This is a genomic window from Amycolatopsis sp. cmx-4-83, assembly GCF_046548815.1.
Taxonomy (GTDB): Bacteria; Actinomycetota; Actinomycetes; order Mycobacteriales; family Pseudonocardiaceae; genus Amycolatopsis; species Amycolatopsis pretoriensis_A.
Map to the genome: position 1 here is coordinate 815014 of NZ_JAEBEF010000002.1, position 13557 is coordinate 828570.

The 13557-nt window shown below is 68.3% G+C and carries 10 protein-coding genes; 5 read left to right on the plus strand and 5 right to left on the minus strand.

Annotated elements, in window-relative coordinates:
- Positions 1–14: 14 nt before the first annotated feature.
- Positions 15–2906, minus strand: a complete 2892-nt coding sequence (locus ACLJQM_RS08995; protein ID WP_410630722.1) for a tetratricopeptide repeat protein — start codon at positions 2904–2906, stop codon at positions 15–17.
- 148 nt (positions 2907–3054) lie between these two features.
- Between ACLJQM_RS08995 and ACLJQM_RS09000 the strand changes: the two genes are divergently transcribed.
- From ACLJQM_RS09000 to ACLJQM_RS09015, 4 genes are all read left to right on the plus strand, one after another.
- A complete protein-coding gene (locus ACLJQM_RS09000) occupies positions 3055–3648 on the plus strand; it encodes a vWA domain-containing protein (protein ID WP_247018160.1) in 594 nt (197 codons plus the stop codon).
- Between the two features lie 357 nt (positions 3649–4005).
- Positions 4006–4632: a hypothetical protein gene (locus ACLJQM_RS09005; protein ID WP_410630723.1), complete on the plus strand. Its 627-nt coding sequence runs from the start codon at positions 4006–4008 to the stop codon at positions 4630–4632.
- A gap of 13 nt (positions 4633–4645) precedes the next feature.
- Positions 4646–6895, plus strand: coding sequence for a DEAD/DEAH box helicase (locus ACLJQM_RS09010; RefSeq protein WP_410630724.1), 2250 nt, complete (start codon positions 4646–4648; stop codon positions 6893–6895).
- Between the two features lie 143 nt (positions 6896–7038).
- Positions 7039–9297 (plus strand): DUF1524 domain-containing protein, encoded by a 2259-nt coding sequence (locus ACLJQM_RS09015; protein WP_410630817.1) that lies wholly within the window; start codon positions 7039–7041, stop codon positions 9295–9297.
- A gap of 259 nt (positions 9298–9556) precedes the next feature.
- Here ACLJQM_RS09015 and ACLJQM_RS09020 read toward each other — a convergent pair whose 3' ends face one another.
- Both ACLJQM_RS09020 and ACLJQM_RS09025 read right to left on the minus strand, forming a co-directional pair.
- Positions 9557–9910, minus strand: a complete 354-nt coding sequence (locus ACLJQM_RS09020) for a helix-turn-helix domain-containing protein (protein ID WP_410630725.1) — start codon at positions 9908–9910, stop codon at positions 9557–9559.
- Positions 9907–10677, minus strand: coding sequence for a hypothetical protein (locus ACLJQM_RS09025; protein ID WP_410630726.1), 771 nt, complete (start codon positions 10675–10677; stop codon positions 9907–9909). The genes ACLJQM_RS09020 and ACLJQM_RS09025 overlap by 4 nt, the downstream gene beginning before the upstream one ends.
- 315 nt (positions 10678–10992) lie before the next feature.
- Here ACLJQM_RS09025 and ACLJQM_RS09030 point away from each other — a divergent pair, with 315 nt between their 5' ends.
- Positions 10993–11511 carry a DUF6907 domain-containing protein gene (locus ACLJQM_RS09030; protein ID WP_410630818.1) on the plus strand — a complete coding sequence of 173 codons (519 nt, stop codon included), beginning with the start codon at positions 10993–10995 and terminating at the stop codon, positions 11509–11511.
- Here the strand turns inward: ACLJQM_RS09030 and ACLJQM_RS09035 are convergent.
- On the minus strand, positions 11426–12166 hold the full coding sequence (locus tag ACLJQM_RS09035; RefSeq protein ID WP_410630727.1) for a hypothetical protein: 741 nt from the start codon (positions 12164–12166) through the stop codon (positions 11426–11428). The two genes, ACLJQM_RS09030 and ACLJQM_RS09035, sit on opposite strands and share 86 nt — an antisense overlap.
- Positions 12167–12179: 13 nt before the next feature.
- Positions 12180–13253: a hypothetical protein gene (locus tag ACLJQM_RS09040; protein WP_410630728.1), complete on the minus strand. Its 1074-nt coding sequence runs from the start codon at positions 13251–13253 to the stop codon at positions 12180–12182.
- Positions 13254–13557 lie beyond the last annotated feature (304 nt).

Here is a 13557-nt window from a genome sequence, read left to right on the forward strand (position 1 = left end):
GGCCCGGGCCGCATTCACCGCGAAGCGCAGGCGCATTCCCAATCCACGCGATCGGATCGCAATTCACCGGCTTCCGGCAAACCGAGTTCGGCGAACGCTTCGACGGCGGCGTCCCAATGCGTGACGGCGTCGTCGTGCGCGCCCATCGCGTGCAGCGTTTCCGCGACCCCGCGGTGAGCGCGGGCCTGATAGGTGCGGTTCCCGTCGCCGACGGCCAGGTCCAAGGCCGCGCGGCCGGCGGAGAGCGCGTCCCGGTGCGCACCCCGCGCGAGCGCCGTCGCGCCGCGGTCGAGGTAGAGCTGTGTGCGCAGGTCGGCGTCCGGCACGTTGGCCGCGACCTCCTTGGCCTTGTCGTGGTAGCGCACCGCTTCGGTGAACTTGCCGCGCTGGCGGTGCACGTTGCCGATGTTGTTCAGCGCGTACGCCTCGACGCAGTGGTCGCCGACTTCGGCGGCGTGCGCGTGCGCTTCGGTGTAGCTGCCGAGCGCCTCGGTGAGCAGCCCGAGGTTCTCCTGCACCGAACCGAGGTTGTTGAGCGCGTGCGCGATGCCTTGGACGTGCCCGATTTCCCGCAGCATCCGCGCCGCGGCTTCGTGCTGGCCCAGTGCGACTTCGAGGTTGCCGTGCAGTTCGTTGAGGTAGCCGAGCATGCTCAGCGCGTGGGCTTCGCCCCGCCGGTCCTCACTCAGCTCGTACTTCGCCAGCGCGGCCTCGAGGTGGGCGATCGCCTGCTCGTGCTTGCCCAGCTCCATCGTGGGGATCGCGAGCGCGCACAGCGTTGCCGCTTCGCCCCGCGCGTCACCGAGGCGATGCCACTTCGGCAGCGCCTGGGCGGCGAGTTCGAGTGCTTCCGCGAGCTTGCCGCGCCGGTCGTTCGCGGTCGCCAGCCGGAGCAGCACGTGCGCCTGGCCGTAGTCGTTGCCGGGGTCGGCCGACACGGTCTCCCAGGCGAGTTCGAGCGTGCCGATCCAGTCCTCGAACTGGTTGGTCGTGTTGAAGTAGCGCCACAGCAGCACGGCGAGGCGCCAGGTGTGCTCGGGCAGGTCGTGCCGGGCGGCGTAGTGGATCGCGGCCACGAGGTTGACCTGTTCGGCGGCGATCCAGCGCAGTCCGGCGGCTTCGTCGGCGAATGCTGGCGTGACCGGGCAGGACCGGTCCGAAGCCGGCAGCTGCGCCCGGTCGAACGGGTATGCGGCACCGACCGCGGCCGCGAGCGTGACCAGGTAGAAGTCGAGCAGCCGCACCAGCGCCTGCCGCGGCGCCGGTTCGACGGCGGCGAACTCCTTGAGCGGGTCCAGCATCTGGTACCGCTCCGGCGCCGCCTCCTCCAGCAGGCTGACCTCGTGCAGGTCGTCGAGCAGCAGCCGGGCCGCGGTGACGTCGCACCCCGCGAGCGCGGCGCCGCCGGCGACGTCGACGTCCGGGCCCGGCAGGCCGCCGAGCAGCCGGAACATGGCGCGCTGCGGCTCGCCGAGCTGCTGGTAGGACACCCGGACGGCGGCGATGCCGTCGTCCTCGCCCCACGGGCCACCTTCTTCGAGCAGGTGGAGCAGGTGCTCCAGCGGCCACCGGTCGTGGCGCCGGAACAGCGCGGCGGCGACGCGGATCGGCATCGGCAGGTACCCGCAGCGCTTGACGACCAGCGCGACCTCCGCCGCTCGCCCGCGTGCGCGCGCCGCGTCGGTCAGCGCGGTGAACAGCTCGGCGGCCTCGTCCGCCGGCAGCGGTGACAGCCGGACGGGCTCGCCGGTATCGCCCATCCGCCGGCTGGTGACGATGGCGAGGCAGCCGTCGGCTTCGGGCAGCAGCGGCCGGATCTGCTCGGCCGACGCGGCGTTGTCCAGCACGACCAGCGTGCGCGTGCCCCACAGTGTCGTTTGGTAGAGCGTGACCTTCCGGCCGACGGTGGCCGGGATCTGCTCGGCCGGCACACCGAGTTCGACGAGCAGCTCGGTGAGCGCGTCGCCGACGCTGGTCTCGGGCACGCCGGGGGTGAACCCGTTGAGCCGGGCGAGGAGCTGGCCGTCCGGGAACCGGTCGCGCAGCCGGTGCGCGGCTTCGATGGCGAGTCCGGTCTTGCCGACGCCGGGTGCCCCGCTGACCCAGACGGCGCTCCGGCCGGTCACGGCGGCCGTCTCGATCTTGGCGAGCTCGCCGGCCCGCCCGGTGAACGCGCCGGGCCGCGACGGCAGCGAGCTGGGCGGATCGCCGTGTTCGGCGCGCGCGGCGAGGTTGCGCAGCACGGGCCCGGGTTCCATGCGCAGCTCGGCGAGCGCGGCCTGGGTGCCGCGGAAGACGCGCAGCGCGCCGACCTGGTCACCACCGGCGAGCAGGGCACGCATGAGGAGCCCGGCGTGCTTCTGGCTGGCCGGGTCGGACCGCACGAGCGGCCGCAGCCGGTCGCGCGCCGAGCGGTGGTCACCGGTGTCCAGCTCCAGCTCGGCGAGGTCGCCCACGACGTCGGAAAGGCTCTCCTCGGGAAACCCCACCCCAGGCCCGCCGACGCGGTCGATGTCGATGTCCTCGAGGAACCGCCCCCGCCACAGCCCGACGGCCTCCCGCAGCAGCTCGATCTTCCGCCGCGGGTCGTCGGCCCGCCCGGTCTCGGCGCGCAGCCGGTCGAACCGGACGGTGTCGAGCTCCTCGTCGCCGACGCGCAGGAGGTAGCCGGTCGGGGTGGTCTCGATGCCCACGCCGACGTCGCGCAACCGCTTGACGTAGCTGCGCACCAGGGTGGGTTTGGTTTCCCGGCCGGTCCAGACGATCTCGGCGAGGCGGGCGCTCGACACCGGCTTGTTCGCGTTCAGGAGCAGCACGACGAGGACGAACCGCTGCTGCTGGTCACCCAGCGGCACCGGCGCGCCGTCGTGCCACGCCTCCAACGGGCCGAGCATCCGGTACTCCACGCGGCCTCCCCGCTGTCAGCTTGCTGTCCTCTTTTGACATCGCGCAATCGGCCGTCAGGGTTTCGAAAATCCGCATTTCTTGCACGTTCGGTACACGCGCGCTTGCCAGGCTTCGCCCGGTCGAATCAGGGGTGAAGGAGAAACGGATATGGGGTCCGACGTGTTGCCGTGTTACATAGCGTGCGACGTCTCGCTTTCGATGGCCGACCACATCGACGAGCTGAACGCGGGCTTGCGCGAGTTCCGCGGCGCGGTCCACGCGTCGTTGCTGGACCGGGTGCTCTGCAGCGTGATCGGCTTCGGCGCCGCGCCTTCCCTGGTCCAGAGCCTGTTGCCGATGGACGAGCTGGCCGAGCTCCCCCCACCGGGCCCGTCTGCCGGCACCGACTTCGGCCCGGTGTTCACGTTCCTGCGCACGGCGATCGAGTCCGACGCGCGGGCGCTGGCGGCCCACCGCGTCCACGTCCACCGCCCCCTGGTGTTCTTCCTGTCCGACGGCCAGCCGACGGACCCGGTGACCTGGCCCGCGGCCTTCTCGTCGCTCGCCGATCCTTCGTGGGCCGACCGCCCCCGAATGGTGGCGTACGGCGTGGGCGACGCGGACGAAGCGGCGTTGAGCCGCATCGGCACGTTCCGTTGCTACCTGGGCCGCGACGGCATCCGCCTGGGAAAGGCCCTGATCGCCGCGGTGATGCACGTTCTGTCCACTTCTCGTCCACCGGGCGATCGCACGCTGTCCTGAAGGGGGTGACCCGCCATGGAGACGCACTGAAGGAGAACGATGGTGGAGCGCGCGGAGCTGATCCAGGAGCTGAAGACGCTGCGCAAGGGCCGAGGCCTGGCGGGCCGCGTGGACGACCGAGTGGGGCCTTTTTTGAGGACGGCGTGCTCAGTGTCCGAGGGCGACGGAATGGTGGCAATCCGCGAGAAGGTCTCAGGCCGGCTGTCGTCGCTGGCTTCACACCTTCCGGAGGATCTCCGGGTAGCGGCATTGGCGGCCTTCGCGATCTCGACGGAGGCCCGCCACCCCCTGTACCAGGACCGGGTCAGATGGGCGGCTTCCCTCCTGGACCGAGACCCGCGGACGGTCCGCCGTCGCGTGGACGAGGCAATCGAGGTCCTGGCGGAGCTGGCTTCTTCTTCGCCCTCTCCCGCGCTGTCACCGGACAGCTGGCACACGGCGTCCCTTTCGGTGTCCCTGGTGCTGGACCAGGGGGCGCCGTTGGTCCTCGAGCAACGTCGAATCGTGGCCGATCGGGACGGTCTCACCTCCCTGGACCTGGCGGTTTCCCTCCCGGCCGGCCGCCGCGACGTCTCGGCGACGGTGCTTTACGGCGGACGTCTGGTGGACCGCGGGATGGAGGCGTCGGACCGCTGGGGCTTCGCCCTTGCCTTGCCGCGCCCGTTGACCCGAGGGGAGTCCTGGGAGTCGTCGGTGCTGTTCCGGCTGTCGTCGCCTTCGGCGTTGCACCCGCACATGGTGTGCGTCCCTCGCCAGCCATGCGAGTCCTTCGACCTGCGGGTGCGGTTCGACGGCCAGCCGGAGGTCCGGGTACTGGAGGGAGCATTCCAGCGGGACGTCTCGGACCCGGCTTACCGCGGTCGCCCGCACGCGGTCGACCCCTCGGGGGAGATCCACCTGCGCTTCCAGCGTCTGACCCCAGGCCTGGCGTACGGGGCTCGGTGGGTGACCGACCAAGTACAGGGAACGGGAGATCGAGGGTGACGGTTGTCGTAAGGTGCGTGGTCGTGCGCCGCCTCGCGAGAGCAATCTCTGCATGACTGCCCCGAACGCGGTCGACGCTGCCAAGGCCAAGATCGGCGCGCCGGCGAAGGCGACACTCGCCAACGTCCGCGCCTTCGCCGATCGGGTTGCCGCCCTGCTGTCCGCCCCGGAGGCGCTCCGCGAGACCGCTCGCCGGCAGACGAGGGCCCTCGCCGAGCGGCAAGCGAGGGACGCACTGGCTGACCGGCCGGTCAGCGACCTCCGGAACCTCGCCGGCAAAGGGGTCCGGCTCAACGCGCTGGCCGAGGCGGGCTACCGCACGGTCGCCGACATCGTGGCCGCGAGCCCGTTCGAGCTGCAGGCCGTCCCGGGAATCGGCCCGCAGACGGCCCAGCAGGTCTCATCGGCCGCGGTCCGGCTCGCACGGCAAGTGCACGGCGAAGCCCGGGTCCGCTTCGACCCGGATCGCCAGGATCCCGGCCAGACCGAGCTCCTCGGAACTCTGGCGGCCACCCGGCGCGCTGACCGCGCGCGAGCGGTGTTGCAGAAGCCGCTTCAGCAGTTCACCACGCAGACGACGCCGCTGGTCGAGCAGGCCGAGCCCACCACCAGCCGCGTCGCGCTGTTTCTCCGCCGCCGCGCCAAGAGGCAAACAGCGCTGGCCGCTTTGGCCCAGCTCGACGCGATCCTCGCCGACCCTCGAGTCGTTTCGTTGCAGACAGCGGTGCAGCGAGAACAGCGTGCCCTCGCTCCTGATGCGTATTCGCCCGCGCAGCTCTGGCAAGAGTATGCGAACGACGCAGCCTCGCTCAACGCGTTGCTGTCCACCGTCGGTGGCCACGGTGAAGAGCAGGAAACCGAGGCCGCGCAGGGTTTCATCCCCGAGGAGCTGCGGCAGAAGATCACTGCGGTCCCGCTGGACACCAGCCTGCTCAAGACCACGTTGCGCGGCTACCAGGTTTTCGGCGCGCAGTACGCGATCCACCAGGAACGCTCGATCCTGGGTGACGAAATGGGGCTCGGCAAGACCGTCCAGGCGCTGGCCATGATCGGCCACATGGCGGCGAAGGGACAGACTCGCTTCCTCGTCGTGTGCCCCGCGAGCGTGCAGGTCAACTGGATCAACGAGATCGCCAAGCACACCAGTCTCGCGGCGCACAGCCTGCACGGTGCCGACCGGGACTCGGCGGTCCGGCGCTGGTTGCGAACCGGTGGCATCGCCGTCACGACGTTCACCACGCTCGGCCGGTTGAACGGCTTGGCCGATGCCCGTGTCGCCTTGCTCGTGGTGGACGAGGCGCATTACGTCAAGAACCCCAGTTCGCAGCGATCCCAGAGGGTGGCCGCCGCGGTCGGCCGTGCCCAGCGGGCGCTGTTCCTCACCGGTACCCCCATGGAAAACCGGGTCGAGGAGTTCCGGAACCTCGTCGGCTACCTGCACCCGGGGATCGCTCGCCGGATCGACGCGACCGACGCTGTCGCCGGCGCTCGGCGGTTCCGCCGCGCTGTCGCACCGGTGTACCTGCGCCGGAACCAAGAGGACGTCCTCACCGAGCTGCCCGACAAGATCGAAGTCGAGGATTGGGTGCGGCTGACCGCCGACGATGAAGCCGTCTACGCGGCGAGCGTCCGATCGCGCAACCTGATGCAGATGCGCCAAGCGGCCTTCCGCGCTCCCGGAGCCGCCAAGCTCGAGCGGCTCGCCGAGATCGTCGACGAGGCTCGTGAGGACGGCTACAAGGTAGTGGTGTTCTCCAACTTCCTCGACGTCCTGACCACGATCGAGGAGAAGCTCGGTGATTCGGTGATCGGGCGGCTGACCGGATCGGTGTCCCCGCCGGCGCGGCAGCACCTCGTCGACGACTTCACCCGCCACGAGGGACACGCCGTGCTGCTCAGCCAGATCGAGGCCGGTGGCGTCGGGCTGAACATCCAGGCCGCTTCGGTGGTGATCATCGCGGAGCCCCAGTGGAAGCCGAGCACGGAAGAACAAGCGATCGCCCGTGCCTTCCGGATGGGGCAGATCCGCAAGGTGCAGGTGCACCGGTTGCTGGCCAAGGGCAGCGTCGACGAGCGGATGCGGGAGATCCAGGAGCAGAAGAGCCTGCTGTTCGCAGAATTCGCCCGCAAGAGTGACGCCAAGGACGCTGACAGCCGGTCCGTCGACGCGAGTGAGCACCGGCCTGCCGTCCTCGATGACGATGCGGTACCTCTGAAGCAGCGCATCGTCCTGGCCGAGCAGCACCGGCTCGGCATCACCTGACGAAGACGATCGAGAGGGGACAGGAACTTGGTCGCGGCCCGCGAGACGACGCTGCAGGAGCTGGTACCGCGCCGAGCCCGGCCAACGGTCCCACAGGGGTACAGGAGTTCCTGGTGATCGACGGCCAGTAGCGGCTGACCACGCTGTCGATCCTGCTCTGCGCGATTCGTGACCACCGTGCCAAGGAAGAAGGCGCGGAGCACCGGGAGCGCATTAACCAGCAGTACCTCATCAACAGGTGGAAGCGCGAGCAGCAGCGGCTCAAACTGGTTCCCACGCAGGCGGACCGGCCCGCCTACCAGGCGTGTCTAGCCTCGGCACCGCAGGCGGGCGGAACCGACCCGATCGGCTCCGCGTACCGGTACTTCGCCTCCAAGCTCGCCGCGGCGGACGACCCGGAAGATCCCGAAGACATCGAGCGGATCGAGGACGCCGTCATATCGGGGCTGGCGCTGGTCTCGGTGACCGCTCAGCGAGGCGACAACCCACACCGGATCTTCGAGTCGCTGAACAACAGGGGATTGAGCTTGAGTCAAGCCGACCTCCTGCGGAACTACCTGTTCATGCGGTTGCCGACCAAGGGCGAGGCCGTGTACCAGGCGCTGTGGCTGCCGCTCCAGCAGCACCTTGACCGTGACCAGCTCGAGCTGCTGTTCTGGCTCGATCTCGTGCAGGGCGATCCGCGGATCAAGCAGACCGACACCTACGCCTGCCAGCAGCGTCGTCTCGACCCGATGCGCACAGAGGAGGAGATCGAAAAGGAGGTGGCGCGGTTCTGCCGGCTCGGGCAGCTGCTGCGCAGGATCCTCGATCCGGCCCTCGAGCCCGACGCCGCGGTCCGGCACCGGCTGGCCCGGCTACACGCGTGGGGCACGACGACCGTCTATCCGGTACTGCTCCACCTGCTCGACCGGCGAGAAAGCGGCTCGGCCGACTCCGAACAGATCGCGATGGCGATGCTCTACCTGGAGAGCTACTTCGTCCGCCGTCTCCTGATCGGCCGCGCGACAGCCAGCATCAACCGCGTCCTGCTGTCGATCGTCACCGAAATGGACGGTGAACTGCCGGTCGACCAAGCGTTGCACCGGTACCTCTCGACCGGCCGCAAGTACTACGCGCCCGACCAGGAACTCCGGAAGGCGATCCAGTCGGTTCCCTATTACCTGAACGGCCGTCCCCGTCAGCGCTCGCTCGTGTTGCGTTGGCTGGAGGAAACCTATGCCAGCAAGGAGCCGGTCGACCTCTCCGAACTCACCATCGAGCATGTGCTTCCGCAGACGCCCACCAGTGACTGGCAGCAAGCGCTGGGCGAAGACCTGGAGGCCGGCGAAGAGTTCGGGCAGGTGCACGAGGCTTTGGTGCACACGCTGGGAAACCTCACCCTCACCGGGTACAACGCCAAGCTGAGCAACAGTTCCTTTGCCGTCAAGCGTCCGCTGTTGGCGGCCAGCGGGGTGCGCATGAACCAGGAGATCGCAAAGCAGGAACGGTGGAGCCGTCCTCAGATCCACGCCCGCGCCGACGCACTGGCCGAGCGAGTGATCGCCACTTGGCCGGCTCCGGCCGAGCGCGTGGCCGAACCGTCGGGTCCGGCGTGGGATGTGATCGACCAGACCCTCGCGGCACTCCCGGCCGGCTCGTGGACGACCTACGGCGATCTCGCGGCTTTGATCGGCAGCCACCCGGTCCCCGTCGGACAGCGGCTGGCGACGACGGCCGCCCCGAACGCGCACCGCGTGCTGCAGTCGGACGGCAAGGTATCGCCGAACTTCGCCTGGCCGGACCCGTCACGAACCGACGACCCACGCGCGTTGCTCGAAACGGAAGGCCTGTCCTTCAACCCACAGGGCCAGGCGGACCCGGAACGGCGCTTCACCACGGAGCGGCTCGCGATCCTGCGCGGAGCGGAGATCCCGGACTGGGTACCGGAAATCGCACCGGGCCAGGACGCCCGGCTGCGCGACCGGTTCCGCTCGCAGCTCGTCGAGCAGCAGGGCCCGGACCTCGCCCGCGCCGTGGTCGAGGTGATCAACGCGTGGACGGAGATGGGTGGTCAGCTGGAGTACGGGACCGGACAGGAAACCTCCTGCTTCCTCATGTCCCGGGACAAGTCGGAACCGGGAGGCAACATCTGGCCCGTGGCTCTCTACCCAAGTGGCAAGTTCGAGGTGGTGTTCGAGCACCTCAGCATCCGCCCACCCTTCAACGAACGCAGCCGCCGCGAAGAACTCCGGCAACGGCTGAACAAGATCGAGGGCGTCGACCTACCGGAGGCAAAATTGGAGCACCGCCCCGGATTTGGGCTTCAGCTGCTGGCGGACCCAGCCGCCCGGCAGGCGGTCGTCGAGGTCCTTGCGTGGTTTCACGAGCTCGCCCGCAACGACGCGCTGCGGAAGTCATGAGCGGTGCCCCCGGCAGGATTCGAACCTGCGACACCCGCTTTAGGAGAGCAGGCAACGGCGTTGACTATGGCCTCTACCTGCAACTTTGTCCTCACCGTTCTCTGCGGTGCCCTCCTGAACATCACCAGGCAGCAGCGTTTCGGGTCACGAAATGGGTCATGAGATCCCGGCCTGCTGCCCCGGGCGTGTCGCGGCTCCGAGGGGTCCACGCCGGTGGGCGCCGTGCGCCCTGGTCGCTCACTCCCAGTGGCGGCGTGGATCACGCCTGAGGTCTCGCAGGTAGAGTCGTCGTGGTGAAGTCGGCCGTGTCGACGACGCGGTTGCTGGTCACAGCGGCCTGCTCGATGTCGTCGATTGCGCGCGCCGGGACGATGATGCGGTTCCGGACTCTGATGGCGGGGAACTCGCCGGCCTGAATTGCCCGGTAGAGGGTCATGGGTGACAGGTTTAGTATCGCTGCGGCCTCGCCGACGCGGTAGAACCGTGGTCGGTCGAGTTCGCGGACTATTCGTTGATTCACGGCGCTAGCTTTCTGGGGTGAGAGACTGAGGAGCCTTCGTCGCTGGTGGTGTCGGCGGCCGGACTTGGCCGCCGACACCACCAGCGGGTTCATGCTGCGGCGGAATGGCGAGTGAGGGCCTCTGTCAGTCGTCGCTCGGCTCGTGACAGTTGTTGCCGGAATTGGTAGGAGGAGACGCCGCGTTCGTGGGCGACGGGTGCGGCTCCCTCGCCGTCGAGCCGTACTCGTCCGATGAGGCTGGCTTCGTCTTCGGTCAGGGTGTCGTCTTTCACGGCTTGTGCCAGGACGATGTCCGGATGGCCGGTGGTCCGAGCCCGGTACCTGACGAACGTGCTCTCGTCGTAGGTGGAACGCGTTCCGTTGATTCGGTCTTCCTTGCCGCGAGCTTCCAGTCCGTAGCGGTGGGCCATGAACCGCAGGGACGAGTAGAGCATCGGCTTGTCGGGGTCCAGCGAGTTCAGTGCCTGGAGAAATCCTTCGACGATCTCGGCGTCGAAGTTGGCGATGTCGCCGCGGAAGTTGCGGGCGATGCTGCCGGCGACCTTCTTCAGGCCCGGCATCATCAACCCGAGTGCTGCGGTGGTCCAGGGGTCGCCCTGTTCCTGTGCGCGTCGCACGACCTCGCTCCAGACGGCGTTCTTCACCTGGTTGCTGGTCTGGCGCTTGAGGAGGGTGACCCGGAGTTCGTCCAGGGGGATCGGCCGGTCGGGGAGGCCGAATCCGATGACGCGTCCGTCGAGTGACAGCGAGGTTGGCTGCGCGGTCAGCTCGTTGAAGCGTCGTTCGATGATCTCCAGTGAGGTGAGCGATCGCTGATGGTCAGGCACTGCGTTGCCTTCCTTGTCGGGGGAGGTCGACACCCCCTAATACGGAATCTGGGGCGTGATCATGAAAGGAACCACTCGATTGTGCGACACCTGCACAGCGTGTCGCTCCGTCGCATTACTCGATCATCTGTCTACGTGCTCTGCGTTGAAGGGAGACGGTATGGAGAACAAGGCCCTGCTGGGCAACGCGCCAGGGGTTGACTGAGCGCGCTCGACGCGGTGCAGCGTGGAGGGCATACCTGCGTCCGTTGCGGACGCGTTCCGCTTCATCGAGTTGACTTGAGGCAGGTCGGCGCGCCAGATCTGATCGGCTGTTCCGGTGAGGATGCGGCAATCTGCTCGCGGCCGGTGTTCTGGCTGGCGAAGCCCTGTCCGCGGTGGTGCAACGGTCTACACGACGATCGCGATGCCGGCCCGGACCGTCGTCACTTCTCCAGTTGGGAGGAGGTGCTCTTGACCTTGGAGGATGCCCAGGAGATGGGGCCGGGGTTGGGGTGGCAGCCCGAGTACGCGATCGTGAGCCTTGACCAGGGCGTTCGCGAGGACGTGCCGCGGATCTGGTGCGGAAAGGGAGTGACCAATCAGGGCTGGCACTTGACCGAGGACGTGGCCGGTCGCCTCGCCGTGACGTTGACGGCCGCGGCGAACTTGGCTGCGGGTGAGCCGGCCGGCTGGTCAGCTGCAACTGCCGTTCGGCATCATCGCGGCGTAGGACGACCAGCCGGCTCGCCATGTCGCCCGGCATCTCGAGTCAGCTCATGCCGGCGCTGTCTGAATATCCTCAGCGCGCGAGCGAAGCGAGGAGAAGTTCGCCGACCAGGGCAACCGTGTCCGGCGTGGTGTCGGAGCCGCTGGGCGTTGTCCTGATGAGGCGCAGGCTCCGCTCGGCGGCCGTCCGGAACCACCGGTCGACGTGCAGCGCTGCGTCCTGTTTCAGCACGACGTCGGCGGCGGCGAGCTGAGCGCGGACGACCGGGCCGGTTTCGTCGTCGAGGGCGAGCCGGACGATGTCGAGCAGGTCGGTTGCTTCCTTGACTCGGGCTCGGTTCGGCAGCGCCTGCAACTTTGTCGCGACGAGCGGTCCCGGCTCGGCGACCTGGACGGTGTGTTCGTTTGTGGTGCCCCCGCCGGCGGCACGGATATGCAGTGGTGTCGCCGAACGCAGTGCCCAGTCGTGACTGAGCAGGTAGAGCCGGTCGGTCGGATCTTCGGGGAGATCGTCGAGTTGCTCCTCGCTGACTTCGAGCACGTCCACCCGGACATCGCCGGTCGGCGTGGTGACCATCGCGCCTGCCCCGTCGATCGCGGTGGCCCCGGTGGCGAGTAAGACATCGAGTTGGCCTGGCTCGCCGCCGAGCCGTCGGTTGACTGTGTCGACGTCACTGGTCACCCGGTGCGCGGTGGAACCGAGACGTGACAGGACGGCGAGGCCGCCGACCACGGTGATCCTCCGATCGAGTCGCCGCTCAATTTCCGGGAGGGCCTGGACCAGGGACGACGTGACCGGACCGAAGAGCTCCACTACCCGGGGTTGATCACCAGACACGTGTTACCTCTTGCGGTGGGTTCCAGCCTTCGAGGATCTCCCGGCCGCGGCCGGGGTCGGCGGCCAGATCGAGAGCCACGAACAGCGGATGTGCCAGCGGCCACGGCGGCCCATCCGGTGGCGCCGGGAATCTCAGGGAACACACTTGGGGCACTGGCGCGATCCGGATGGTCGCCCCACGGGCGGCTTCTGATGCCGGCACGCCCAGGAGGGCTTCGGCCCGGTGGGCCGTCGTCTTGTCGGGGACGTAGAAGTCCGGTGGATAGCCGGCCCGGACACCGGCGGGAGCGCCGTAGGCGGCAGCCGCCATCGTGTCTGTCAAAGCCCAGCCGACTCCGGTCGGTGGCTCGCCCCAGCCGGTCCGCAATGCACCTGCGATAGTGGGGTCGTCCAGGAGCGCCACACGCGCCACCGTTGTTCGTGCTGGTCGCCAGGCGCTCGCCGTTTCCCAGAACAGTTCCGGAGTCACCGGCAGCCCCTGAGCGTCGACGAGCTGAGCTTTTCGCAGTGAGTTCATCACAGCGGAGACCGAGCTGGGTGACCGTTGAAGTTCCCGCGCGAGCTGGCGTACGGAACCTGGACGTTCGGGGGTGAGGAGCAGGGCACAGGCGACCTCGAGAGCGACTTTGCCGGCGAAGAGATCGACCGGGCGGGGGACGTCGGGTGCTGCAGGGACTGCGGTGTCGACGAGTACGCCTGGGCCGGAAAGATGCAGATGACCTCGGAGATCAAGCCAACTCCAGCCCTGCTCCCGGAGCACTTCGCGGGCGGCTGCCACGATCCGATCAGCGACGAGCAAGTGAGCCGGGGCAGCTTGAAGACTCGTGTCAGAACGTCGATGAAGCTGGTTCGTCAGTGACTCCGGCGTCACGGTCGCGGCAACTTCGACGTAGATGTTCAAACGCACGCCATTGACCTCGGCCGTGAGGCCGGCGGTGAGGTCCTCCGGTGAAGGCGCAGCCGCAATGCCAACGGCGGTGAGCGCGGCCGTCGCGGCATCGATGGCCCGGCGCCTATCGATGGGCATGGTGTCGATCGTCTCAGCTGTTCGGTGTTCGGTCAAGCAAGAACACCGAACAGTGGTGGACATGCTCGAACCAGAAGCATGCAACTAAGTACTCTGCGTGACCATAGGTGCGGCGTGAGGCTGTCGACCGATTGCGTGCTTGAAGGCGCCGCACGCCAATACCCGGGTGGAGCGGCTCGTCTGATGAGGCCCGTAGTCTGAGTGAGCGGTCAAGTGGTCAGCGCGTGCGCCGAGGGCTCCGTTGGACTTGACCCCATAGGTGTGCACCAGGGACCATAGCGCGCCGATCTACGGAAACAAACTTCCGCAGACGGCGAGGCTTCATTCAGAGTTGTTGAAG